This window comes from Pectinatus haikarae (assembly GCF_050916305.1).
GTDB classification, from domain to species: domain Bacteria; phylum Bacillota; class Negativicutes; order Selenomonadales; family Selenomonadaceae; genus Pectinatus; species Pectinatus haikarae.
In genome coordinates this window covers 723,243-747,856 of the sequence record NZ_CP116940.1, presented here as the reverse complement: position 1 = coordinate 747,856, position 24,614 = coordinate 723,243, and the positions used below count along the sequence as shown (strand labels likewise).

Annotated in this window: 21 protein-coding genes; 14 read left to right on the top strand and 7 right to left on the bottom strand. The window is 39.9% G+C overall.

Translation table 11 applies throughout. The features are described 5' to 3' along the window. The first annotated feature begins 55 nt into the window (after positions 1 to 55). The 4 genes from NXG61_RS03630 to NXG61_RS03615 all read left to right on the top strand — a co-directional run bounded on the left by NXG61_RS03630 (position 56) and on the right by NXG61_RS03615 (position 3,901). Positions 56 to 430 (top strand): desulfoferrodoxin, encoded by a 375-nt coding sequence (locus NXG61_RS03630; protein ID WP_307223368.1) that lies wholly within the window; start codon positions 56 to 58, stop codon positions 428 to 430. 302 nt (positions 431 to 732) lie between these two features. Next, the gene (locus NXG61_RS03625; protein ID WP_196604167.1) at positions 733 to 1,326 is read left to right on the top strand and encodes a nitroreductase family protein; all 594 of its coding nucleotides are present in this window, start codon (positions 733 to 735) and stop codon (positions 1,324 to 1,326) included. Positions 1,327 to 1,371: 45 nt separating this feature from the next. After that, the gene (locus tag NXG61_RS03620) at positions 1,372 to 1,920 is read left to right on the top strand and encodes a glutathione peroxidase (protein ID WP_307223439.1); all 549 of its coding nucleotides are present in this window, start codon (positions 1,372 to 1,374) and stop codon (positions 1,918 to 1,920) included. Between the two features lie 196 nt (positions 1,921 to 2,116). Continuing rightward, positions 2,117 to 3,901, top strand: a complete 1,785-nt coding sequence (locus tag NXG61_RS03615) for a methyl-accepting chemotaxis protein (protein WP_307223373.1) — start codon at positions 2,117 to 2,119, stop codon at positions 3,899 to 3,901. A 181-nt stretch (positions 3,902 to 4,082) separates the two neighbouring features. Here NXG61_RS03615 and NXG61_RS03610 read toward each other — a convergent pair whose 3' ends face one another. Continuing rightward, positions 4,083 to 4,475 carry a pyridoxamine 5'-phosphate oxidase family protein gene (locus NXG61_RS03610; RefSeq protein ID WP_196604170.1) on the bottom strand — a complete coding sequence of 131 codons (393 nt, stop codon included), beginning with the start codon at positions 4,473 to 4,475 and terminating at the stop codon, positions 4,083 to 4,085. Between the two features lie 58 nt (positions 4,476 to 4,533). After that, the gene (locus NXG61_RS03605; RefSeq protein WP_307223375.1) at positions 4,534 to 4,881 is read right to left on the bottom strand and encodes a winged helix-turn-helix transcriptional regulator; all 348 of its coding nucleotides are present in this window, start codon (positions 4,879 to 4,881) and stop codon (positions 4,534 to 4,536) included. A 228-nt stretch (positions 4,882 to 5,109) separates the two neighbouring features. On the opposite strand from NXG61_RS03605, the gene NXG61_RS03600 reads away from it, so the two are divergent. The 8 genes from NXG61_RS03600 to NXG61_RS03565 all read left to right on the top strand — a co-directional run bounded on the left by NXG61_RS03600 (position 5,110) and on the right by NXG61_RS03565 (position 15,049). Next, entirely contained in the window at positions 5,110 to 5,781 is a 672-nt protein-coding gene (locus tag NXG61_RS03600; RefSeq protein WP_307223377.1) for an NAD(P)H-dependent oxidoreductase, read from the top strand. 183 nt (positions 5,782 to 5,964) lie between these two features. Further along, the gene (locus NXG61_RS03595) at positions 5,965 to 7,266 is read left to right on the top strand and encodes an ABC transporter substrate-binding protein (RefSeq protein WP_231038528.1); all 1,302 of its coding nucleotides are present in this window, start codon (positions 5,965 to 5,967) and stop codon (positions 7,264 to 7,266) included. A 132-nt stretch (positions 7,267 to 7,398) separates the two neighbouring features. Continuing rightward, on the top strand, positions 7,399 to 8,298 hold the full coding sequence (locus tag NXG61_RS03590; RefSeq protein ID WP_196604171.1) for a carbohydrate ABC transporter permease: 900 nt from the start codon (positions 7,399 to 7,401) through the stop codon (positions 8,296 to 8,298). Next, positions 8,288 to 9,109, top strand: coding sequence for a carbohydrate ABC transporter permease (locus NXG61_RS03585; protein ID WP_196604172.1), 822 nt, complete (start codon positions 8,288 to 8,290; stop codon positions 9,107 to 9,109). The genes NXG61_RS03590 and NXG61_RS03585 overlap by 11 nt, the downstream gene beginning before the upstream one ends. Positions 9,110 to 9,127: 18 nt before the next feature. After that, positions 9,128 to 10,246, top strand: coding sequence for an ABC transporter ATP-binding protein (locus tag NXG61_RS03580; protein ID WP_196604173.1), 1,119 nt, complete (start codon positions 9,128 to 9,130; stop codon positions 10,244 to 10,246). Next, positions 10,215 to 11,021, top strand: coding sequence for a sugar phosphate isomerase/epimerase family protein (locus tag NXG61_RS03575; protein ID WP_307223384.1), 807 nt, complete (start codon positions 10,215 to 10,217; stop codon positions 11,019 to 11,021). Before NXG61_RS03580 ends, NXG61_RS03575 begins: the two co-directional genes overlap by 32 nt. A 193-nt stretch (positions 11,022 to 11,214) precedes the next feature. Then, the gene (locus NXG61_RS03570) at positions 11,215 to 12,606 is read left to right on the top strand and encodes an NAD-dependent succinate-semialdehyde dehydrogenase (RefSeq protein WP_307223386.1); all 1,392 of its coding nucleotides are present in this window, start codon (positions 11,215 to 11,217) and stop codon (positions 12,604 to 12,606) included. 445 nt (positions 12,607 to 13,051) lie between these two features. Continuing rightward, a complete protein-coding gene (locus tag NXG61_RS03565; RefSeq protein WP_307223390.1) occupies positions 13,052 to 15,049 on the top strand; it encodes a TonB-dependent copper receptor in 1,998 nt (665 codons plus the stop codon). Positions 15,050 to 15,103: 54 nt separating this feature from the next. Here NXG61_RS03565 and NXG61_RS03560 read toward each other — a convergent pair whose 3' ends face one another. Continuing rightward, positions 15,104 to 16,042: a 2-hydroxyacid dehydrogenase gene (locus NXG61_RS03560; protein WP_307223392.1), complete on the bottom strand. Its 939-nt coding sequence runs from the start codon at positions 16,040 to 16,042 to the stop codon at positions 15,104 to 15,106. 210 nt (positions 16,043 to 16,252) lie between these two features. On the opposite strand from NXG61_RS03560, the gene NXG61_RS03555 reads away from it, so the two are divergent. Further along, on the top strand, positions 16,253 to 18,097 hold the full coding sequence (locus NXG61_RS03555) for a carbon starvation CstA family protein (RefSeq protein ID WP_196604179.1): 1,845 nt from the start codon (positions 16,253 to 16,255) through the stop codon (positions 18,095 to 18,097). Positions 18,098 to 18,203: 106 nt separating this feature from the next. Here the strand turns inward: NXG61_RS03555 and NXG61_RS03550 are convergent, their stop codons facing one another. The 4 genes from NXG61_RS03550 to NXG61_RS03535 all read right to left on the bottom strand — a co-directional run bounded on the left by NXG61_RS03550 (position 18,204) and on the right by NXG61_RS03535 (position 22,462). Further along, complete coding sequence (locus tag NXG61_RS03550) at positions 18,204 to 19,499, bottom strand: MFS transporter (RefSeq protein WP_196604180.1); 1,296 nt, start codon at positions 19,497 to 19,499, stop codon at positions 18,204 to 18,206. A 393-nt stretch (positions 19,500 to 19,892) separates the two neighbouring features. After that, entirely contained in the window at positions 19,893 to 20,633 is a 741-nt protein-coding gene (gene gpmA, locus NXG61_RS03545; protein WP_196604181.1) for a 2,3-diphosphoglycerate-dependent phosphoglycerate mutase, read from the bottom strand. A 51-nt stretch (positions 20,634 to 20,684) separates the two neighbouring features. After that, complete coding sequence (gene namA / locus NXG61_RS03540) at positions 20,685 to 21,704, bottom strand: NADPH dehydrogenase NamA (RefSeq protein ID WP_307223395.1); 1,020 nt, start codon at positions 21,702 to 21,704, stop codon at positions 20,685 to 20,687. Positions 21,705 to 21,853: 149 nt separating this feature from the next. Continuing rightward, positions 21,854 to 22,462, bottom strand: coding sequence for a flavodoxin family protein (locus NXG61_RS03535; protein WP_196604183.1), 609 nt, complete (start codon positions 22,460 to 22,462; stop codon positions 21,854 to 21,856). Between the two features lie 364 nt (positions 22,463 to 22,826). On the opposite strand from NXG61_RS03535, the gene NXG61_RS03530 reads away from it, so the two are divergent. Beyond that, positions 22,827 to 24,551: a metallophosphoesterase gene (locus tag NXG61_RS03530; protein ID WP_307223397.1), complete on the top strand. Its 1,725-nt coding sequence runs from the start codon at positions 22,827 to 22,829 to the stop codon at positions 24,549 to 24,551. Positions 24,552 to 24,614: the final 63 nt, after the last annotated feature.

The following is a 24,614-nucleotide window of genomic DNA, read 5'->3' as shown; positions in this document are numbered from 1 at the left end:
TAAACGGCGGCCGGCAGGCAGCCTATAATATATTATATTGGAGGTATAATTTAGAATGGAAAAGGTAGTTTTTTATCGTTGTGAAAGATGCGGAAATATAGTGGCACTTGTAAATAACGGCGGTGGTACATTGTCCTGCTGCGGTCAGTCTATGACCAAGCTTGAGGCCAATACTACTGATGCGGCACAGGAAAAGCATGTACCTGCAGTTACCAAGAAAGATGATAAGATAGAAGTCGCTGTTGGTTCAGTGCTGCATCCTATGCAGGAGGAACATTATATTCAGTGGATAGCTCTTGCTACGGATTCACGTGTGCGCATCCAGTTTTTAAAGCCGGGTGAAGAACCTAAAGCCGAGTTCTGTGGGGCACAGAACGGAACAGTCTATGAATATTGCAATTTACATGGTTTATGGAAAAAAGATTTTTAAGAACTTTGTGTGAAGATGAGGGGATTCTCTGGTAGAGGATCCCCTTCTCTATATCAAGATGTGTTTATCGGTGAAGGGCTAAAATGTATGGCTGTAGCTAAGAATTAATCTGTGATTGGCCTAGTATGCTGACAATACCTATTGTTTCTTTTAGTTAGTATATATTTTTTTAAAAATTAATTACAAAAAAATACTAAAAACTATTGAAATTTTTATAACGCAGTAATATAATAATAATTAGTTGAGAATATTTTTCATGCAGAAAATATAATAATTTTAATAAGAAAAGGGAGTTGTTGGCAATGGGTCAGTTTCAGGAAGCAGTAAGCAAACGCCGTACAAATTATGCACTGGGAAAGAACGTTAATGTCTCGTCAAAGCAGATAGTTGCAGAAATAGAACAATTAGTGAAGGATGTTCCTTCAGCATTTAATATGCAGTCAGCCAGGGTTGTAGTGGCCTTTGGCAGTAATCATGATAAAATATGGCAGATCACAAAGGATATTTTGCAAAAAATTGTACCGGAAAAGAATTTTGCTGCCACTGAAGAAAAAATAAACGGTTTTGCCGCAGCATATGGCACAGTTTTATATTTTGATGAAACGCTTACTGTCGAATCGATGCAAAAGCAATACGCTGCTTATGCGGATAATTTCCCGGTATGGGCTCAGCAGGCGAATGGAATGCTGCAATTTGCTATTTGGACAGTACTCAATAATATGGGACTTGGTGTTAATCTGCAGCATTATAATCCTTTGATTGATGATCAGGTAAAGAAGCTTTTTAATGTACCGCCAAGCTGGAAATTAATTGCGCAGATGCCTTTTGGAGAACCATTGCAGGTTCCGGGACCTATCGAAAAAATAGATGTAAGTGAAAGAGTTAAAATTTTTTAATTAAATAAATCTTGTTGAATTTATATTGTGCAAGGAGGGTAAATGATGGCTATTTATGATTTCAAGGTAAAAACTAATCATGGGAAAGAAAAATCACTTGCGGATTATAAGGGAAAAGTCCTTATTATTGTCAATACGGCAAGCAAGTGCGGATTTACGCCTCAATATGAAGAATTACAGCAGGTGTACTTAAAATACAAGGATAAGGGTTTTGAAATATTGGCCTTTCCAAGTAATCAGTTTGCAGCGCAGGAGCCGGGAAATGCTGCAGAAATAGAACAATTCTGCAAGGTAAATTACGGTGTAACATTTCCTATATTTGAAAAAGGAGATGTTCGCGGAGAAACTGCACAGCCTCTTTTTAAATATTTAACAGAACAGGCAGCCTTTAAGGGATTTGATGAAGCTCATCCTAATGCTGCAAAATTGCAAAATGCCATAAACACGAATTTCCCGGAATTTATGAAGGGTGATTCTGTGAAGTGGAATTTTACGAAATTTCTTGTGGATAAAAAGGGCAATGTCGTAAAACGGGCTGAACCCACTACTACACCGAAACAAATGGAAGCAGATATCGAAAAACTATTGGGATAATTTTAACAGGCTTTTATAAGCAGGTAAATACTGTATAGGGGAAAGTGTATCAAATTAATGATCTGATATATTTTTCCCTATACAGTATTTTTTATTAAAAAAATAACGTAATAAAGGTAAAAATCAGATTATATAGAATAATATATATAAGGCTATACTATACTAAGCAGTTGCGCAAGAAAAGGGGCTTTGGCATATGAAAAATTTATATTCTATTAAAGTCAGATTGATTTTTACTATAGTTGCAGTTTCAATAGGAACAATACTTTGCGTCGGTGGTTTTTTTATTTATAATATGATCAGAAACAGTGAAAATCAAATCGCCGATTATAGGCAAACACTGGTCGAAAATGTAGATCGTGAACTTAAACGGCAGACAGAAATAGCCATGAGTCTTATTAAGGATGTGTATAGCAAGCAACAGTCAGGTATGATCACAGAGGCACAGGCGAAAGTACAGGCGGCCTCTTTGATAAGGCAATTGCGGTATGATGATGGCAGAGGATATTTTTGGATAGATACATATGATGGAGTAAACGTTGTCCTCATGGGAAGAGATATAGAGGGCCAATCACGTATTGACTCAGTTGATCCCAACGGAAAATATTATATAAAAGAAATAATAGAGAATGGCCGTAAAGCCGATGGTGGGTATACAGATCTTATGTTTGCAAAACCGAATGAAACGATACCTTTGCCAAAACGCAATTATTCTATTGCCTTTGACCCATATAAATGGGTCTTGGGAACAGGAGGCTGGATTGATTATATTGATGCCAGGGTAGCTCAAAAAGAAGCAGCTGAAAAACAAATCCTTCAGGACAGTATCATCAGAATTGTAATATATATGGCAGTATTGCAAATAATACTGATTGGCATAGCTATATATGTGGGGAAAATACTGGCTGATCCGATAGAATTTGTTACTGAAAAGATGAATATTTTGGCAACAGGAGATTTCAGCTCAACCGTTGAAGGAAAAATATTGGAACGCAAGGATGAAATAGGAATAATGGGGCGTTCTCTGCAATCTTTGCATAATAATGTTAAGACGTTATTGAAAAAAATCGCTGAATCTGCTGAATATTTGGCAGCATCCGCGCAAGAGTTGACGTCAAGCGCCGAACAATCGGCTACGGCAAGCAATCAAGTTGCCGATTCGATGGTAAATGTGGCACATTTGTGCAATGATCAATTTTCTGCAGTAGATGGTGCGGGAAAAAATACGAGTGATCTTTCCAGTCATATGCAGAATTTTATGAGTGCGATAGAAGAATCGGGACAGAAGATAAAACTGGCAAGCGAAGCTGCCGGGAGAGGAAATAAGGAAGTATCGGCAGCTGTTTCAAAAATGGAAGATATGGAGAGGTCTGTCAGCAAATCCGCTGAGGTTATAGGCGGATTAGGTAAAAGGTCAGAGAAAATAGGTGCTATTGTCGATACAATAGGCAGCATAGCGGGACAGACCAATCTGCTGGCATTGAATGCTGCCATAGAAGCAGCCAGAGCGGGAGAACACGGTAAGGGGTTTGCTGTTGTTGCCGAAGAGGTCAGAAAGTTGGCTGAACAATCGCAAATGGCTGCCAGCGAAATTGCAGAATTGATAAGTTCTATACAGAATGAAACGCAGAATGCGGTTACTGTTATGCAAACAGGTGTAGATCAAGTGAAGGAGGGGTCATCGGTAGTTGATAATGCAGGAAATACATTTGGTGATATCGTGGGCATGGTGGAACAGATAGCTGAACGGTCAGAAAGTATGGAACAGATAGTCGGCAGCCTGGCAAAAGGGACAGAAGACATAGCTGCGACCGTGGAAAAAATCGACAGTATGAGCCGCAGTGTATCCGCTGAAGCTGAAACGGTTTCTGCCGCCACAGAGGAGCAGACTGCTTCGATGAATGAAATTGCTGATGCCAGCCGTACGCTGGCTCAGATGGCACAGGAACTGCAGGGAGCTGTCAGTTCGTTTAAAATATAATGGCCTTTGAACAGAAAGGCAGCAGTATCAAGAGGCATGAGTGACAGGCAGGATAAGGTGTAATTGCATCAGTATGAGTATCATGGGCACAAAGAAAACGGATTTTCGTGTGAGAAATGATATTATTTTGGGCTGGTTTTGCTGAAAGTGGCTTCTGCCAATTTAAGGCAGGAGCCACTTTTTATTGCAATATTGTTTTTTCACCTGATATTGTTTGCAATACAGCGTGGACATTTTCGATATGGAATATTTCGAATATGCCATCGCCGACAGAGTATAAATTACCAAGTGAAGGCATAGTTTGCAGGGCTTCTTTCTGGGAATCTTCTGTGGTGCAGAAAACAGCTGTACCATTAATACGCAGAAGATTATAGTCTATGTCGACACAGCATATTTCTAAATTAGGATTGAGCACCAGCTGTTTGTACATGTCATTTTGGTTGGAAGTGCAGAAGGTCAGCTTGCCATTGTACTCCATGACAAACCCCAAAGGTCTTATGTGAGGGATATTGTCGCAGGTTGTTGCCAGATAAAAAATCTTGTTAGTCTTCAGGAATTTTAAGATGTCTTTCATAAAGCGCCTCCTAGCAGGATTACAATAAATTAGATGGTCAGGCATTGTTTGATAGTAGTCATTGTTTCTTCATATATAATTGATAAGAACTGCCCCAATCGTATATGGCTTGAATTATGGGCTTCATGGATAAACCAAGTTCTGTAAGTTCATATTCAACATGCGGAGGTACTTCAGGAAAAACGGTTCGTTTTATGATTTGGTCCTGTTCTAATTCACGCAGTTGCAGTGTCAGCGATCTGTGAGTTATTGTTTTAAGCAGACGCCGCAGTTCGGTGAAACGTTTTTTTCCGCTTAAAAGTCGATAAAGAATAAGCCCTTTCCATTTGCCGCTGACAATATTTAAAGTAGTTTCTACAGGGCATGGTTCATAGACACACATAGAAGTATCTTGGGTATCGTTCATTCTAAAGCCCCCTTTTGAAAAGAAAAGATTTATTGAAGATAAGATAAGTATACTAGTTGAAGGAAGCCAATAGCAAGTATAAAAAATATACTTTGGTAAAGTTTTATATATTATCTATAAAAATTTTGCGTACTTCCGATTATTTGCTGCATTTGATATACTTTTGATGAGGCTGAAGGATAGGTTTTGCTATGCTATTAAGACGGCTGAGGAAAGAAGGTAGTTGTGATGCAATTTTGTGACAGACAGTTTATTTTAGACACATTTAATTTTCGCCATGCTTGCAAGCATTTTGACAAGGGAAGAAAGGTTTCGGCAGAGGATTTTGCTGTAATCTTAGAAGCGGGGAGATTATCGCCTAGCTCCTTTGGTTTTGAACCATGGTCATTTCTTGTAGTTGAGAACAGACAGCTTAAGGATAAGCTGTGGAATGCGGCATGGGGTGCACAGAACAGTTTCAAGGGGGCAAGTCATTTTGTTATTTTACTGGCAAGAAAAAAAATAGATACAGTCTATGATGCTGCTTATATAAAAGACATCATGAAAAACGTGCAGAATTTACCGGAAGCTGTAATTGAGCAAAGATTGAGTGCTTTTGAAAATTTTCAGAGAAAAGATTTTAATTTGCTCGAGAGTGAAAGAGCAATTTTTGACTGGGCGTCCAAGCAGACATATATAGCATTGGCTGATATGCTGACTGCTGCGGCAGCATTGGGGATAGATTCGTGTCCTATTGAGGGGTTTGATCAAAAAGAAGTAGATCAAATATTATCGGCTGAGGGTGTAATGGACAAAGCTCATTTTGGAGTGTCTGTAATGGCAGGATTCGGTTATAGGATGGCAGAACCGCATTCTAAGACACGCAGAAAAACAGAAGATGTGGTGAAGTGGATAGAATAAAGAATATATAATAGAAAGTGTCCTTTAATCTGCAAAAAGCTGTAGAATTCCCCTTTATAAGACAATGTCTGATAATTGTCTTATAAAGGGGAATTTTATTTTACTCAAGGTTTACATAAATGTAACGATAAAAATATTATTTGATGTTATACTTCATTCATACACGAGGAGGTTAAAATAAGCATGAAAAAAAATATTCTCAAAGCAGTAGCTGCGGCACTGATGACTGCGTCGTTATTGACGGGATGTGGGAACGATAATGCGGGATCAGAACAATCTGCTCAGGGAGATAAGGTAAAAATAGAATACTGGCATGTAAATGCAGAGACACAGGGTGGGAAAACTGTACAGGAACTTGTTGATAAATTTAATGCGCAAAGCAAGGATGTGGAAGTTGTCGCCCGATACAACCCTGATATGTATAAAGGGCTTATGCAAAATTTGCAGGCTGAAGCGGCCGCAGGAAAATCGCCGGCTGTAGTACAGGTCGGATGGGCATTTTTAGATTACTTTTCAAATAATTTTACATACAGTGCGCCGCAAAAGATCATTGACAAAGATTTTTCGGATGATAAGAATTTTTTGCAGGACAATTTTTTACCCAATGTTTTGGATTTGGCAAAAAATAGTAAGGGTGATCAGGTCGGTATTCCCTATTCTCTCAGTACACCGGTGTTATATATTAACAGGGACTTGCTCCGGCAGGCGGGGCTTGATGAGAATGGACCGAAAACTTGGGAAGAGTTAATAAAATTTTCTGATACAGTAAAAAAACAAACAGGAAAATATGGGTTTTATATGCAGGAACCGGCAGATAACTGGGCACAGCAGGCTCTCCTAGAAAGCAACGGTGCCAGAATGATAACTGACGGTAAAGCAAGTTTTGCGTCCGAAGATGGAATAAAAGCATATCAGGCATATGCGGACATGGTAATTAAAACAAAATCTGCATTGCATATTTCTTGGGATCAGGGAGTACAGGCATTTGTCAACGGTGATGTGGCGATGCTATACACTACTATTGCTCAAAGAGCCAATGTTCAAAAAGGGGCAAAGTTTGACGTGGCCGCAGTCAGTTCACCGGCATGGGAAGGCAAACCCAAAAAGTTGCCGGCTGGAGGATGTTTTCTGGCCATAACGGCACAGGATGAAAAACAGCAGAAAGCGGCTTGGGAATTTGTAAAATATCTCTACAGTGTCGAGTCTATGGCAGCATGGACAAAGGGAACAGGGTATGTGCCTCCGCGTAAAGATGTGGCAGATGCAGAGAACGGACTTAAGAGTTTTCTAGAGGAAAATAAAATGATGAAAGCCGCAACTTCACAGATGGATAGTGTAGTTCCCTGGGCATCTTTCCCGGGAGATGCAGGCCTTCAGGCCGAACAGCTTCTTCTTGATACCAGAGATAAAATTCTCAGCGGCAGTATATCTGCCCGTGAAGCATTGACTCAGACGCAGGAGCAGATCAATAATCTGTTAAAATGATGAGACAGTGCACGTATTTATAAAAAAAGATTACGGTAAAAACGGTATGGCTTAGAAAATTTATCTAAGACTATCGTTTTTTACTGTTTTAAGCTTCAATGGAAATTAAAGGAAAACAAAAGTGTGCGTGTAATGAAAAATAAAAAAAATCTTATAACACAAAATACAATGATAGCTTATATGCTCATACTGCCTGCCCTTTTGGTATTTGCTATATTTATGTTTTATCCGCTTTTTTATACGGCATATTTGAGTTTTTTTGATTGGAATATGATAAAACCGCTAAAAGTATTTGTCGGGCTGGATAACTATAAAGCGTTATTCAGTGATCCTCTGATGCCTTTAGTAATAAAAAATACGGTAGTGTATATTTTGATTTTACTTATATTAAATTGTGCAGCGCCATATATATTGGCATTTATTTTATCCTTTGTAGTAAAGAAGGGCCGCGGTTTTTATAAAGGTGCGTTTTTTTTGCCCAGTGTCATTTCTCTGGTAGTCGGTTCAATATTATATTTATGGATATTAAATCCTGTATCTGGACCGGCGGCTGTAGCCGCAGAATTTATGGGGATAAATATTCCCATATGGAGCAAGACTCAAGGTTTGGTTATTGTTGTGCTTAGTATAATAACTACGTGGAAGATTTTTGGCTACAATTTCATTGTTATATTCGGCGGAGTTACTGGCGTGCCTCAGGAGATTATAGAAGCAGCAAAAATAGATAATATTCCCTTGTATAAAATATTTTTTGATATAGTATTGCCGATGAGCAGTGCCACCGGTGTATATATTTTTATAATGACGATCGTCCAGGGTCTTCAATATGTGTTCACACCTATAAAAGTAGTTACTCAAGGCGGTCCGGACAATGCAAGTTCCAATGTTATATATGATATTTATCAGGAAGGATTTTTATTATACCATACCGGATATGCTTCTGCGATGTCCATTGCCGCAATGGTTCTATTTGTAATTTTATTGGTCATTGAATTCCGATATGTGGAAAAGGGGATCTATTATGAAAATTGACAGCAGCCTGAAATGGCATGTGCTGCTCTGTATTGCTTTATTTGTTTCCCTGATGCCAATTGTTTTTGCAATTTCTACATCCTTTAAGGAGCTCAGTGAGGCTTATGGAAATGTTTTGGGACTTATACCGCATAATCCGACAATGGCAAACTATTTGCGTATCTTTCAGGAATTGCCGCTGAATCAGATAACGCTGAACACTGTTATCGTGGCTTTTGCTGTGACAGTATTTAAAATCGTTACAAGTGTTATGGCGGCTTATGCTTTTGTCTATTTTAATTTTAAAGGTAAAAACTTATTGTACATCATATTGATAAGTACTATATTTATTCCTTTTACCATGACTATGATACCAAATTATCTTATTATTTCACAGATCGGTCTGAGAAATAATATAATTGGTGTAATTCTGCCGCAATTAAGTGATGCTACGGGTATATTCCTTATCCGACAGGCAATGAGAAGTATCCCGCTGTCCTTTATAGAGGCTGCCAGATTGGAACAAGCGGGAATTTTTCATATAATGTTCGGCATTGTCCTACCGCTGGCAAAACCGGCCGTTATTTCCACTGGTATAATGTTTTTTATAAATTCGTGGAATGAATATGTGTGGCCGGTGCTGATACTAAAAGATACTGCAAATTATACACTGCCGCTTGCACTGCAGCTGTTTATCAGCTCCGAAGGAGGCACAGATTTTTGTGTGGCAATGGCGGTTTCGGTCGTTACGATGATCATACCTTTGGGTTTATATCTCATTTTTCAAAAATATATTATTAGTACGTTCACTTCTTCAGGTGTGAAGGGGTGATGAGAAAGGAAAGTAGTTATGAAGGAAATAGTATTTGAAAATGTATGCAAAAAATACGGAAAAAATACAATAATAGAGAATCTTAATTTTACTGTTCATAGTGGTGAACGATTGATTCTTTTAGGTGCTTCAGGCTGCGGCAAATCAACAACATTAAGAATGATTGCGGGATTGGAGGATATCACATCCGGTAATTTATATATGAATGGGCAGCGTGTAAATGATATAGTCAGCGGAAAACGCAATTTGAGCATGGTGTTTCAAAATTATGCACTTTATCCGCACATGACAGTGACAGAAAATATAATTTACGGGCTAAAAATTCAAAAACTGCCGCAGGCGGAAATACATGCCAGACTCACGGCAGCCTTGGGAAAATTGGAATTGGACGGATTGGAAAACAGAAAACCAAAGGATTTATCAGGCGGTCAGCGTCAGCGAGTGGCTCTGGCAAGAGCTGTCGTAAAACGCAGTGAACTGCTTTTGCTGGATGAACCGCTGTCAAATCTTGATGCACAGCTTAGAGTACATGCGAGGAAAGAATTGGTAAAAATTCATCAGGCATATAAACAAACTTTTGTATATGTAACGCATGATCAGGTGGAAGCGATGACGATCGGTGATCGTGTAGCAATTCTGGACAAAGGACGCCTGCAGGTGATAGATACACCTAATAATGTTTACAACAGACCGGCAAATATTTTTACGGCAAAATTTATAGGTTCACCTGGCATGAATATTTTTAAAGGTTCGTATTCAGATCACTTCTTACAGTTGGGAAAGCAAAGCATAAAGCTGTCTGAAGCTTGGAGCGCCTATATAGGTGAAAAAAATTGCCGTGAATTTTATTTCGGCATCAGACCGGAACATATTTTGCTGTACAGAGAAAAACACAGAGATACTTTTGCCGGTGTGGTCAAATATGTAGAGGAATATGGCAGCCGCCGCGGAATTTATTTTGAAACGGAAGGCAGCGAAGTCGTGGCGGTCACTGAAGCATCAGATTTTAAACCGGGCAGCAATATATATTTTGCGGCAGATAGTGATAAACTGCATATCTTTGACAGCAAAAATAAAAAAAATATAGGCTATCCAGAGGTGTATCATGGCAATATATATCAGTACCAATCTGTATGAACCGCAGCAGCTGCAGAATATATTTGCGCTCTTGAAAAAGATGTCGCTGCCGATAGGCATAGAACTCTTTCCAGAATGGCAGAGTGAAATATTCTGCAAGATGCTGAATATGTATTATGATGAATTTAAAAAGCATCCGATAACTCTGCATGGGCCTTATTATGGGACAGAACACAGCCGGGCTGAGGGAACGGAGGAATATGCAAGAGCGATGGTATACTTCAAAAAGACATTTGAACTTTCTCGGGAACTTAAGGCCCGGCATATTGTCTACCATCACAACAACTGCAGAATAGATATAGGCCAAAAACAGGAATTAATCACTGTAAGTGAGAAGAATCTGGCAAAATTGCGGCGAGAGGCGGTAAAATTCAAAGCGAAAATAGTCGTAGAAAATGCCGGCGTATTGGCTCATAAAAACATGTTATTCGATCAGGATGAATTTATTGAAATGGCTGAAAGGGTACCGGAGAAAATATTGCTTGATATCGGGCATGCTCATGCCAACGGCTGGAATATAAAATATATTATAGAGAGATTGTCAGATAAGATTATTGCCTATCATGTGCATAATAATGACGGATATGAAGATAAGCATGACAGAATATTTCATGGAACACTTGATTTTGCGGATTTTATAAACTGCTATAAGAAATATACACCAAATGCTGATATTGTTGTTGAATATGGTAAACAATGCGCGGTGGATTCTGAAGGAATAGCAGAAGACATAGACTATATTAAAAAAAATATAACTGCGGCAGCAAGTAAATAAAGCTGTACAATATTATTTAAGAATCAGAAACATATAATGAAAGCAGACGGGCACCTTAATACATTGGTGAGTCCGTCTGTTTTTTTACGAAGTGTGCTTGTTGACAAATTAACATAGAGGTTATATACTAAATTTAGTAATAAAAAGTAATTAGATAATAACAAGTAATTAAAAATTAAAGGGGGATTTTTGTATGGCATATGCAACAACCAATCCGTATACGGGTGAAGTGGTCAAATCTTTTCCGACGGCGAAAGATGATGAGGTCAAAGCGGCTATAGGGCTAGCTGATGATGCGTTTAAAGGCTGGAAAAACACCAGTTATGAAGAAAGAGCTGCTGTTTTATTGAAGGCAGCTGAAATTCTACGAAAAAGGCATACTGAATATGCAAAAATTCTCACACTCGAAATGGGAAAATTAATTGCAGAGGCAGAAGCAGAAGTTGAATTGAGCGCTAAAATTTTGGAATATTATGCTAAAAATGGAGCCGCTCAGCTTCAGCCACGCAGTATACCTGTCGAAGGGCTGCCGGCAGATGCTGCAAAACTTGTATATCAACCATTGGGTGTACTTTATATAGTAGAACCTTGGAATTTCCCGTATTATCAGATAGTGCGGATATCGGCACCGCAGCTGATGGCGGGGAATACTCTGCTGTTGAAACATGCGTCTAATGTGCCGCAGGCGGCGGCTACTTTTGAAAAATTATTTATAGAAGCTGGTTTGCCTAAAGGGGCTTTTATAAATCTATATGCTGCACATAATCATAGTGAATTGATCCTATCTGATCCGCGGGTGCGTGGAGTGGCATTGACTGGAAGTGAACCTGCCGGTGCGGCTGTAGCTTCAACTGCTGCCAAATATTTGAAAAAGAGTACTCTTGAGCTGGGCGGTTCAGATGCTTTTATTGTTCTGGATGATGCCGATATCGATAAAGCTGCAAAATGGGCGGTGTTCGGACGTCATTGGAATGCGGGGCAAGTGTGCGTTTCTTCGAAAAGGATTATATTAGTCGATTCAATTTATGATGAATTTATGGAAAAATACAGAGCAGGAGTTGCGGCTCTTAAAGCGGGAGATCCGCTTGATCCGTCAACCACGCTTGCACCTTTGTCTTCTTTTGAAGCTTTGGAGCTTTTGAAGAAACAAGTGAGCATGGCTGTTGCCGGAGGCGCCAAGGCAACTGTGGCAGGTCAGCCGGTTCCCGAAAAAGGTGCTTTTTATCAACCTACTATTTTAGAAGATATTGCTCCGAAAAATCCGGCTTATTATACGGAAATGTTTGGGCCTGTGAGCCAGATTTATCGTGTGGCTGATGAAGCCGCTGCTGTTAAGATGGCAAACGATTCTCCGTTTGGTCTTGGCGGATCAGTGTTTACAAAAGATCCTGTACGTGCTCAGCGTGTGGCTAAGCAAATCGATACCGGCATGATGTATATAAATCATCCCACTGGTGTCAGAGCCGATATACCTTTCGGCGGTGTGAAAAATTCCGGTTATGGACATGAATTGATCGATCTGGGCATTCATGAATTCGTTAATATCAAAGTGATTGTGGATATGCCGATTGACGGAGATTTTTGATAAATACATCTTCGGAATGAATAATCTATAAAAACAGTGAGCATGGAAAATTTTCCTTTCTTTACCTTAAGATCGGATATCTTTCATGCTCACTGTTTTTTGTATTTATTTGTTTTTCATTTCAAAAAAGATTTTGTATTCAAAAGAAAATTACCTATATTGGCAGCTGTGCCTATCTCCCCTTTTTCTATATGATCAAGAATGGACAGATGAAGTCCGGTGGACGCAGGATGACTGACATAAAACAGAATGAATAATGACAAAGTATCTTTTGTATTAATCAGATTTCTTGCGATTATACAGGAAACTTGACTGGCAACAATTACAATTAATTATGAATAATACAAAAAATATTGACAAAATTTTCAGCATTCATATATAATGATATGGGTGATAATGAATATTGTTATCATATAAAATTTATTGTATATGGAGGAATATAGTTTTGAAAAGGTGCTTTAGACAGATTGGCCCATATGTTATGGCCTTTTTTTTTGCAGCTTCTCCCACGGTTTTTGCAGCGGATAACACTGACGATGCAAAAACGGAGGAAGACGACAGTCAAACTTTTGTTTTCGATGAAGTTGTGGTAACTGCACCGAAAATGAAGGAACCATTAAAAGTAGAAACAGATCCGAGACATCCGCGTCAGCCGGTGCCAGCTGCCGATGGGGCCGGTTATTTGAAAAATATTCCGGGGTTTTCGATGGTGAGAAAAGGGGGGACAGGTGGTGATCCTATCTTTCGAGGCTTAGGAGGCAGCCGGCTGAATATAGTGATGAACGGAGGTTATATTTTAGGAGGCTGTCCGAGTAGAATGGATCCTACTACTACCTATGTTTTTCCTGAAACCTTCAGTAAAATAACTGTATTGAAAGGTCCGGAAAGTGTAGAATACGGCAGCAGCATAGCAGGTTCAATAATGTTCGAAAGGGATACAGAGCCTTTTACAAAACCGGGAACAAGACTTAATACAAGCCTTCTTTTTGGCAGTGATAATCGAAGAGATCAATTGCTGGATGTTACGCAAGGTGATGAAAAGGGCTATGTACGTATAATCAGGACGAGAAATAAGGCAGGCGATTATAAAGATGGCAATGGCAATTATATTCATTCTGCATATAAGAGGGACAGTACAACAGGAATAATAGGCTTCACACCGGATAAAGATACATTGCTGGAATTTTCTATTGATACAAGTTCGGGAAGGGCTGCCTACGCAGATCGCAATGTTGACGGAACACAATTTGACAGAGACAGTTATAATTTGCGGTTTGAGAAAAGAAATATTGGCAGTGTTCTGCAAAATATAAAGGTCAATGCTTCCAGAAGCACAATTGATCACATTATGGATAATTATACGCTGCGTCCTTTAAAAGCCGGCACTATGGCAAGTTCAATGGAAGTGAAAAGGACCACTACGAGCGGAAGAATATCATTTGATCTGGCGTTGGCGAAAAATTCTTCAGCTGTTTTAGGTATGGATTATCAAAAGAATGAACATTCAGGAAATATGATTATGGGTGTGAAAGATTATTCTGCCAAACCATTGTCACCGGATATGACATTTACAAATTATGGAATTTTTGCTGATTATAAAACTTATATTGATGATAACAGCCGGATACTGAGCGGTATACGTTTTGATGATCTGGCTGTTAAGTATGCAAAATATCCGGGAAGAGAAGATCATGACAGGACATATGCAGCTTTTCTTCGATATGAGCATGATTCTGTGCGCATGCCGGTGACGTCATATGTAGGGATAGGTCATGCGGAACGTCCGGCAGATTGGTGGGAACGGAGAAAAACAGGCGGGATGTCGGCATCGCCAGAAAAAAACACTCAGCTGGATACAGGCTGGCTTTATCATAAAGGAAAAATAAATGCAAATGTATCACTTTTTTATTCAAATGTAGATGATTTTATTTTAGTGATAAATGAAGGAAATGCAGTAAAGAATATTGATGCAGTATTATACGGCGGAGAGGCCGATTATACATATAAGTTATCTGAAAGATGGACGGCAGGTGCTGCGCTGGCATATACACAAGGGCGCAATAAAACGAATGACAGACCTCTTCCCCAAATTGCACCTTTTGAAGCGACATTCAGCCTTAAATCAAATATTGATGATAAATGGGAAGCAGGAATACTATGGCGGCTGGTAGCTGCACAGAAACAGTATTCTGTGGGAGAAGGAAATGAAATTGGCACAGATATAGGCCCTTCCGGTGGTTTTGGAATTTTGTCTTTGAACGCTTCTTATAAACCAAATAAAAATTGGACTATAGCTGCGGGTGTGGACAACCTGCTCAATAAAAATTATGCGGAATTTGTGAGCCGCGGCGGTGTGGATATATCTACACTTGATATGCCTGCTACTGTACGGGTCAATGAACCGGGAAGAAGTTTCTGGTTAAAGGTAAATTACAATTTTTAGTTAATAATACAGCCGGCCGGTTTAACCGGAAAAAATAATTTTACTGCCGAAGCTTCAATGTCTGGGAATACATGCAGTCATAATTTTTTCAAAACACATTTTATAAATAGAGCGCATTGTATCCAAAGTGCCCGCGCCAACGTGCGGGGTGGCGATAACATTCGGCAAGGTTACAAGCTGATTCTGTGAATCGAATGGTTCTTTTTCCCAGACATCGATGCCGGCACCTAAGAAACGGCCGTTTTTCATTTCCCGGTAAAGGGCATCTTCATTTATAATTCCGCCACGGCCGACGTTGATTATTACGGCAGTATCCTTGATAAGCCCGAGGTGATCTTCATCTATAAGATTTTTGGTCTGTGGTGAGAAGGGGAGATGGATGCTGATGATATCCGATTTTTGCAGTAAAATATCCAGTGGTTCATATTTAATGCCGTATTCATATTCAACAGCTTCTGTTTGTCTTGTTCTGTTATAGTAGAGCAGCTTTGAACCGAAAGCTTTGGAAAGCTGTGCTGTCCTTTTTCCTATATGCCCGAAGCCGATGATACCATGTGTTTTGCCGCGTATTTCAAAGGATGAACCGCGATATGCCCACATAGCCCATTTTTTTTGACGGGCCATTGCTGCAAGCGGTATGATATTTCGATAAATTGCCAGGATAAGTCCCATTGTAAGTTCGGCTACTCCGTCAGCATTGCCGCCCGGAACATTATCTACCTTGATACCTAAAGCCACCGCGGCCAATTTATCAATATTATCTGTTCCCACACCAGTTTTTTGAACTATTTTTAAATTTTTACATTGTTTCATTAAGGCTTTGTCGACAATATATGTAGCGGTTAAAAGAGCATCTGCTTTTTCCAGATATGTAGAACGTTCTTTTTCATTCAGATCATTTAGAAAGAAAAGCTGTGCATTTTCAGGTACGGCAAGCCGTATTAAGTCCTCGGTCAATTTATCTACTGTATCTAAAAAAATACATGTTATCATATCAAATTCCCCCTGGTATCTTCCTTATATATAAACAGTATAATTCGCCGAAATTAAGAAAAAAGCTTTTTTTATTTCTAAATTGTCAAATTATAACCTCAATAATAAATTTTAATTATTATAAAATAAACTGCAAAATATTTAAATTATTATAGACAATTTAGAATGTTTGTGCTAAATTATATAAAATAAGAAGGGGGAGATATTACCATGAATGGAGTCTATCTTGTCATTATTACGGCTTGTTTTCTTATTTTAGCATATCGTTTCTATGGAGCATTCATTGCAGCCAAGGTGCTGACACTGAATGAATTCAAGACACCGCCGTCTATTCGGCTTGAGGATGGGCATGACTATGTACCAACAAATAAATGGGTGGTATTTGGTCATCATTTTGCAGCTATTGCCGGAGCGGGACCATTGGTAGGACCGGTTATCGCTGCACAGTTCGGTTATTTGCCGGGAACGTTGTGGATTTTATTTGGTTCAGTGCTAGCCGGTGCTGTACATGATATGGTTATACTTTTGGCTTCTATACGCCATGACGGCAAATCCATAGCAGAGATAGCAAAAGCTGAGATCAGCAATCTGGCAGGGACAAGTGCCCTTTGGGCGACCTTATTTCTTCTTATCATAACTGAAGCCGGTATGGCTGTGGTGGTAGCCAATTCTTTGTTCAACAGTCCATGGGGAGCATTTACCGTGGGAGCAACTATTCCTATTGCAATTTTTATCGGTCTTTATCTCAGATACCTGCGTCCTGGTAAAATTCGGGAAGCTACTGTGATTGGTGTCGGACTTATACTGCTGGCTGTGGGAGTAGGTCCGTATGTGAGAGATTCAGCTGTATTGGCTCCGTATTTTACGTTCAGTGTAGTTCAGATAGAAATAGCGATAGCTGTTTATGGTTTTTTTGCGTCTGTTCTTCCTGTATGGCTTTTATTGGCACCGCGGGATTATCTCAGCACTTATATGAAAATAGGCACTATAGCGGCTTTGGCTTTAGGTATACTTATCGTTGCGCCCGAAATACGCATGCCTGCCACTTCGCAATTTCTCTGGGGAGGCGGACCTGTAATAAAAGGGTCAGTAATACCTTTTGTTTTTATTACTATCGCCTGTGGTGCATTATCCGGATTTCATAGTCTGATATCTACGGGCACTACACCAAAAATGATAGTTAATGAACGCCAGATCCTGCCAATAGGTTACGGCGCTATGCTTACGGAAGCGTTTATTTCTATGATGGCCCTTATTGCTGCTACGAGTCTGCATCCATCTGATTATTTTGCAATAAATTCCACACAGCAGGCTTTCAACGCACTTGGACTTAATGTACAGGATCTGCCGATGCTGTCAAATCTGGTCGGTGAAAATCTTATGCATAGACCGGGCGGTGCGGTATCGCTTGCGGTAGGAATGGCGGATGTTTTTTCCAAGATTCCTTTTATGGATCAATTTATGGGTTTTTGGTATCATTTTTGCATAATGTTTGAAGCTTTGTTCATTTTGACATTAATAGATGCCGGTTCTCGTGTAGGCCGTTATCTCTTGCAGGAATTGATGGGCAGAGTGTATAAACCGTTCGGTGATACTGAATGGTGGCCGGGCATTATTTTTTGCAGTGCTATGATCAGCCTGTGCTGGGGATATCTGGTGCTGCAGGGAAATATAGGAGAAATATGGCCGCTGTTTGGTGTTTCCAATCAACTGTTGGGCACTATTACTTTGGCAATAGGAACGTCATATATTTATCGTACGGGTCGGGGGCGTTACGCATGGGTAACTATGATACCGTGCTTATTTATAGGTTTTATTACTTGTTATGCCGATTATTTGAATATTTTTACCAATTATATACCTGGCGATAAATGGCTTTTGGTAGGAATAAGTGTTATTATGCTTATTCTTGTTGCAGTGGTTATGGTAGAGTCGATACGCAGCTGGCTTCATTATGCGAAGACTGTAAAACAGGACTATCGCACGCGAGAGGAATTGGAAGCCGAAACGAAAGCTGAACTTGAAAAAAGCGGACAATTGGCTGAGGTTGAGTAGGGCAGTTTTAGTATGTGCAGATTTGGATAATATATTTATATTGACTGAATAATTCAATAATAGCAGTCTGTATTATTTTTATGAAGCAATACAGTCTGCTATTATTTTATGAAACCTTTATTGGTTTAAGCTCTTTCATTCCCAAACCGTATGATAAAGCACCAATGAGGCACGCTATGCCTGAAAGTACTAGAGCTGGTATGAAATTTCCTGCGGAAGTTATGATATAACCGGTAATTATAGGTCCTAATATACCACCAATATTACCAGCACAATTTTGAATGCCTCCTAAAACGGACGTCATGTTTCTTGGTGCGACATCTCCGGGTAAAGACCATAATGCAGCTCCTGCGAATGCTAAACCTGCGTAAGAAAAACACAATAATGCCATTATTGCGGCCGTCGACTCGATCAAACCTGCAAATGCCACAGATGTAGCGATGAACATTCCGGCAACAAGGTTTATTTTCCGTGCACGTGTTAAATTACCAGTGGTTTTATAGGTATGATCAGTGAACCAACCGCCGAACCATTGCACTAAAACACCGGAAAGAGGGGGCAGCATTGCCAGCCAACCCATTGTGGTCATTTGCAGACCACGGTCATGTACCAGATATGTTGGAAACCATGTAACAAAAAAGTATATGGCATAGTTTAAGCAGAAAAATCCCAAGCACATTGCGCGTACATTTCTATATTTCAGCAATTGGTACCATTTCATAGGCTGGATAGTATCTATTCCTTCCTTTTTAGCCTGATGACTGCGAATGTAGTTTAATTCTACAGAATTTATGAACTTACTTCGTTCGGGGTCATTGTAGTAAGCAAGCCATGCAATGATCCATACAAGTCCTATACTGCCGCTTATAATGAAAGGCAGCTGCCAGCCATATGTGACGACCATCCATGTGACGAACGGCATAGTGAAAGCAGTGCCAAACTTGCTACCGCTGTCGAACAGTGCGGCTACTTTCCCACGCTCATTGTCAGGAAACCACTTTGCACATATTCCGGCATTGCAGGGATATACTCCGGATTCACCCATACCCATGAAAAGTCTGGCACTTATCAGATGACTGACACTGCGAGCTCCTGCTGTTAAGGCGGTTGCGACTGACCACCAGAGAACGGCAATGGCCAGACACATTTTTTGACCAAGTTTATCAGCTAACCAGCCGGAAGGAATTTGACAAAGGGCATAGCTGAAAAAAAACATGGACATGATATATCCCATTTCTGAGGGACCTATATTTAAATCTTTCATCATGGCGGGCGCGGCCGCAGACATGACAGTTCTATCCAGATAATTTATAGCAATAACGCTCACCATGAGCAAAGCGACAACATATCTGGCCTTAGTCGGCTTAACGGCAGAGCTTTTTTCAGAATTTTGTAAAACCATAGTAAAAGTAATCCTCCTCAGTGTATTTATCAATTATTGCATGATAGACATTAATGAAAATACTAATAATGTGTAATATATTTGTCAGACTGATGCTGACAAATGTTTTATCGACCATCCTTTTTAATAAGACTGCAGTCTTATTTTGTAAATTTATTTTTGCATGCATCTATCATATATATAGCAATTATTGTGCCAATTCATAATTTATTTTACATGATCGGTATAATATCAACTATATTGGGATAAAATTTAATAATTATATAATTTACATAATTTATGTTATTATTTGTATTTTTCAATATTGAATTTCATGAACTTCCATTTTGAAATACTAAAGCCGGAACCGCAATATCGCGGTTCCGGCTTTAGTATTTGGCAATCAGGATAAAATCAAGCTTTACCCTGTGCAGCTACACTGTTGATTTTTGATTGGACAGTGGCTTCATCACCCAGATAGTATTTATCTTTAATTTTCCAGCTCTTATCAAATTCATAAACTAAAGGAACACCTGTAGGGATGTTGACACCTACTATTTCTTCAGCGGAAAGATCGTCCAGAAGTTTTACCAGCGCTCTGAGGGAATTACCGTGCGCGGCGACGACGACTTTTTTGCCGTCTTTCATATCGCGAAGGATATTTTCCTGGTAATAGGGAACTACTCTTGCAATGGTATCTTTTAGGCTCTCACCAAAGGGAAGTTCGTTTTTATCAACGTCCCTGTAGGCTGAAAGTACTGCCGGATTTCTTTCGTCGGTTTCCGTCAGGAGAGGCGGACGCACATCAAAAGAACGGCGCCATATTTTTACTTGATCTTCGCCGTATTTTGCGGCTGTTTCAGATTTGTTCAATCCTTGTAAAGCACCGTAATGACGTTCATTAAGTTTCCAGGTTTTGATGACGGGCAGCCATGTTCTGTCAAGTTCGCTCAGCACAAGATCAAGAGTGTGGATGGCTCTTTTAAGATATGATGTATAGCATACATCAAAGTCAAATCCCTTCTCTTTCAGCCAAACACCTGCCGTTTTAGCTTCTTTGCGGCCCTTTTCAGTGAGTTCAACATCTGTCCAGCCCGTAAAAAGATTTTTTTGATTCCATTCACTTTCACCATGTCTTATCAAGACTAATTTCATTATGTTCCCCTCTTTCCATAGATTTTAATATATGTGCAGAAAATATGACGATCAGCGATGATACGCCCGTTCATAAGCTTGCGGCAGATAACCAGCTATATTATATTTCAATGCAGCCTGAAGGGCAAAGTAAGGGTCGCGCAGAAGCTTCCTGCCGAAAGCAATAAGATCAATATTATCGTTGTGCAGAGCCGCTTCAGCTATCTCCGGATCGTTTAAAAGACCGACAGCCATTACAGGAATTTGGCAGTGTTCTTTTATTACTTTTGCCAATGGAAGCTGATAACCCGGATAGGAGGCCACAGGATCGGGAAGCAGACCGCCTGAACTGACATGAACCAGATCAATGAGCTCTTTTACGGAATGCAGAATGTCGATCATCATATTTCCATTGATACCGTTTTTATTATAATCGGAAGCGGACACTCTCAGCCATATGGGCTTTTTTTCGGGCCAGACACTGTGGATATTTTCCAGAACTTCCCGCAGCATCCGGACACGGTTTTCCAGGCAGCCTCCGTATTCGTCAGTGCGTTTATTCGTAAGCGGCGACAGAAATTCATGAAGCAGATAGCCGTGTGCCGCATGAATCTCAATGCCGTCAAAACCGGCTTTATCAGCGCGGAAGGCGGCCTTGCGGAAACTGTCAGCAATATCAGCTAATTGGATTTTTGTAAGCTCAGCGGGCTGCTGGTATTCATTGCTGAAGGCTAAGGCACTGGGAGCCAAAGGCTGCCCGCATGCAGACTGGCTTTTTCGGCCGGCATGGCTTATCTGGATAGCAATTTTTGCTCCCTGAGCGTGACACGCATCAACTACTTTTTTCAAGCCGGAGATTTGGTCATCGTTCCAAATGCCAAGATCATTATCTGAAATGCGCCCTATTGGGCTGACTCCTGTTGCCTCGACGATTATCAGTCCGGTGCCGCCAATAGCTCTCGATGCATAGTGCATGAGGTGAAAATCGGTGGCCTTGCCGTCAGCTGCCGCAGAATACATACACATTGGCGGCATGACAATACGATTTTTTAAAGTCATATTTTTAACTTTGAATTGGTCAAATAGTTTCATTGTATCACCACTTTCGTTCGATTTTTGTATAAGAAAAAGAGAAAATATCGGTTTTTTGAAAAAGAATCTCAATTACTATTGTTATTATATAATTCTGATGATCGAATTTCAATATTCTCTTATTTTATATCAAGTGAATTTTATTTATATTAGTCTATAAAATTTGTCATGATACGTTCTTCCGGCAGAGGTGAAAAAGAATTTTCTGTGTTTTTCAGCAGCCATGACATATTATGCCCAAGAATACGCATCGTCTGTAGTCCCTCAAGATCTTTTTTTACATCGGCAGGTGAAAATCCGTGGACGGAATTCCAATATTGCGATGTTGCCACAGGCATTTGGTTGATAGTGAAATATTTATTGAGCCGATCAAATGCGGAACTTGCACCGCCACGGCGGCAGCTCACGATGGCAGCGGCGGGTTTTCCCGCTATAGCTTCTCCCCCGGAAAAAAATATACGGTCAAGCAGTGCACATAAAGCACCGTTCGGAGCAGCATAATATACAGGTGAACCGATGACGATTCCGTCGGCGGTTTTCATTTTTGCAAGGATAGTGTTTGCCGGATCATCCTCAAAAATACATCTCTTCAGAGCAGTACATTTTCCACAAGCTATGCATCCATGTACAGGTTGATTGCCTATATGAAGAATTTCTGTTTCAATGTCTTCTGCCTTGAGCTGACCGGCGACTTCATTCAGCGCAGTATAGGTGCACCCTTCCTTATGAGGACTTCCGTTAATCAGTAAAACTTTCATGAATATACCCCTTTTCACGGAACCATTTAACCAAACAGCTGGTCCAATATGTTCTGCCCGCAAAAAATTTGCGGGCAAAAGAAAAATATGGTACTGTTGTGACAGCTGTATTGATCATCGGTTCTCTATTTTTTGTAGAATTTTATGGATATTATTATTCTATATAGTAATAAAATTTTTAGCAAGAATAAGTATGAGCAAAAAAGAACAAAATATGAACGTAAAAGGTGAATATGTGGATAAATGGGCGGTCTTTGTTTATGTTTAAAAAAAATAACATAGATTTAATAAATACTTAACAGCATATATTTTTTAGTCCTTTAAAATAAAAATAAAACATTATTTCCATTGGAGGGGATTTTCGGTGAAAGAAGAAAAAAGTGTTTTGGATCTGTTTGCGGAAAGAAATCATGGCATAAGCCGCCGCTTTTTTTTGCAAAGCTGTGGGGCGGCTCTGGCAGTGGCCAGTATGCCTATCAATCTTACTAAAGTTTTTGCTGCCGATGCATTTTCCAGACAGCCTGTACATACGATGCTTACATGGACGCTTGATCCCCGCACGACGCAGACTCTTGCATGGACTACATCTGTGACTGCGGATAAAGGCATATTACAATATACTGATACGAATAATTATAAGAAAGACGGCTGGAAAGCCGCAGTTTCCGTGCAGGGAAATACGGAAGAATTTGATACCAATGAGGACTATGTGAAACTGCACTATGCTACTGCGCAAAGGCTTAAACCAGGTACAGAGTATACATATAGAGTAGGATATGACTCTAATTGGAGCCAGCCTCAGTCTTTTTTGACTGAAGCTGACAATAGGTCGGAATTCAAGTTTCTTGTGTTCGGTGATTCACAAAGTGGATTACCGGCAAATCCTGAATATGGACCGTGGAAAAAAACTATAGAAAATGCGTATGCGGCAAATACAGATGCGGCATTTTTCATGAATATCGGTGATCTTGTGGAAGTAGGGCAGGATTTTTCCCATTGGAAGAAATGGTATAGCGCGGCTGAAAATGTTCTCGAAAAAATTCCGGGTATGGCCGTTGCAGGGAATCATGAAACCTATGATGTACCAAAGGAAAATCATTCCACGCTGCCGGTGTATTTTAAGAAACAGATCCATCTGCCGTTAAACGGACCGGAAGAATTGAAAGGGCAGGTTTATTCCTTTGATTATGGCAATGTTCATTTTGCAGTGCTCGACAGTCAGGAAAATGAAGAAGGAACATATATTGAAAATATGCTGCAGAAAGAAGCAGATTGGCTTGACCGGGATTTGACTTCATCAAAACAGCTGTGGAAAATGGTATTTTTCCATAAGACACCTTATTATAATAAAGCGGAACGCTCCAATGAGAATGTAAAAAGAGCGTTTACACCGATCATAGATAAGCATCATGTCGATATGGTAGTGAACGGGCACGACCATGGCTATTCCAGGACATATCCGATTTACAATGATGAATTTGTCAGCAGTCCGGATAAGGGAACAGTGTATCTTGTTACCGGCCGCAGCGGAAATAAATATTATACAGATCTTTCACAAAAAATATGGGATGCGTTCTTTTTTGATCCTCAGGCAGAACCTAATTATGTCGTTATGTCAGTGAAGGGAGCCCAATTGGTGGTATCCGCATATACACAAAGCGGCAGCTGCATAGATGTTTATACCATAGACAAGAATAGGAAGACAGATACACCGTGTACAGTTTTGCCGGGGAAGGCAAATTATACGCGTCTGGCGATATGGGGCAATCTTTTGCAGACACCGCTTATTCCTGTGTCTCCGCAGCAGATAGATAATATTTGGTATCTGCCTTTGAACAGCTTTATTGATTTTATAGGCGGGGATATGGATCTGAGAAATAGTGCTATAGCTATTTCCTATAAAAAAGACGTTATTTCCTTACAGCTTGACAGCAGTGATGCGGTAGTCAATAACAATACCGTGTCTCTGGCGCATCCTGTAAAATTTGTGAAGGATACGCCGATGATTGCTGCTGATGATCTCAAACCGCTCCTGAAGTTTGATAATAAGTATGACGCATTGCTGAATGTTCTTTTTTTAGTAAGATAATAAAGTCTGGATTAAATTAATCAACTGGTAAAGAGGTGGGAAAAGGCAGCTGTGCAGTTTGGG

Bases quoted from the DNA above. Each gene is read 5' to 3' on its own strand.
- NXG61_RS03630 (WP_307223368.1), top strand. From the start codon at position 56: ATGGAAAAGGTAGTTTTTTATCGTTGTGAAAGATGCGGAAATATAGTG.
- NXG61_RS03625 (WP_196604167.1), top strand. From the start codon at position 733: ATGGGTCAGTTTCAGGAAGCAGTAAGCAAACGCCGTACAAATTATGCA.
- NXG61_RS03620 (WP_307223439.1), top strand. From the start codon at position 1,372: ATGGCTATTTATGATTTCAAGGTAAAAACTAATCATGGGAAAGAAAAA.
- NXG61_RS03615 (WP_307223373.1), top strand. From the start codon at position 2,117: ATGAAAAATTTATATTCTATTAAAGTCAGATTGATTTTTACTATAGTT.
- NXG61_RS03610 (WP_196604170.1), bottom strand. From the start codon at position 4,475: ATGAAAGACATCTTAAAATTCCTGAAGACTAACAAGATTTTTTATCTG.
- NXG61_RS03605 (WP_307223375.1), bottom strand. From the start codon at position 4,881: ATGAACGATACCCAAGATACTTCTATGTGTGTCTATGAACCATGCCCT.
- NXG61_RS03600 (WP_307223377.1), top strand. From the start codon at position 5,110: ATGCAATTTTGTGACAGACAGTTTATTTTAGACACATTTAATTTTCGC.
- NXG61_RS03595 (WP_231038528.1), top strand. From the start codon at position 5,965: ATGAAAAAAAATATTCTCAAAGCAGTAGCTGCGGCACTGATGACTGCG.
- NXG61_RS03590 (WP_196604171.1), top strand. From the start codon at position 7,399: ATGAAAAATAAAAAAAATCTTATAACACAAAATACAATGATAGCTTAT.
- NXG61_RS03585 (WP_196604172.1), top strand. From the start codon at position 8,288: ATGAAAATTGACAGCAGCCTGAAATGGCATGTGCTGCTCTGTATTGCT.
- NXG61_RS03580 (WP_196604173.1), top strand. From the start codon at position 9,128: ATGAAGGAAATAGTATTTGAAAATGTATGCAAAAAATACGGAAAAAAT.
- NXG61_RS03575 (WP_307223384.1), top strand. From the start codon at position 10,215: ATGGCAATATATATCAGTACCAATCTGTATGAACCGCAGCAGCTGCAG.
- NXG61_RS03570 (WP_307223386.1), top strand. From the start codon at position 11,215: ATGGCATATGCAACAACCAATCCGTATACGGGTGAAGTGGTCAAATCT.
- NXG61_RS03560 (WP_307223392.1), bottom strand. From the start codon at position 16,042: ATGATAACATGTATTTTTTTAGATACAGTAGATAAATTGACCGAGGAC.
- NXG61_RS03555 (WP_196604179.1), top strand. From the start codon at position 16,253: ATGAATGGAGTCTATCTTGTCATTATTACGGCTTGTTTTCTTATTTTA.
- NXG61_RS03550 (WP_196604180.1), bottom strand. From the start codon at position 19,499: ATGGTTTTACAAAATTCTGAAAAAAGCTCTGCCGTTAAGCCGACTAAG.
- gpmA (WP_196604181.1), bottom strand. From the start codon at position 20,633: ATGAAATTAGTCTTGATAAGACATGGTGAAAGTGAATGGAATCAAAAA.
- namA (WP_307223395.1), bottom strand. From the start codon at position 21,704: ATGAAACTATTTGACCAATTCAAAGTTAAAAATATGACTTTAAAAAAT.
- NXG61_RS03535 (WP_196604183.1), bottom strand. From the start codon at position 22,462: ATGAAAGTTTTACTGATTAACGGAAGTCCTCATAAGGAAGGGTGCACC.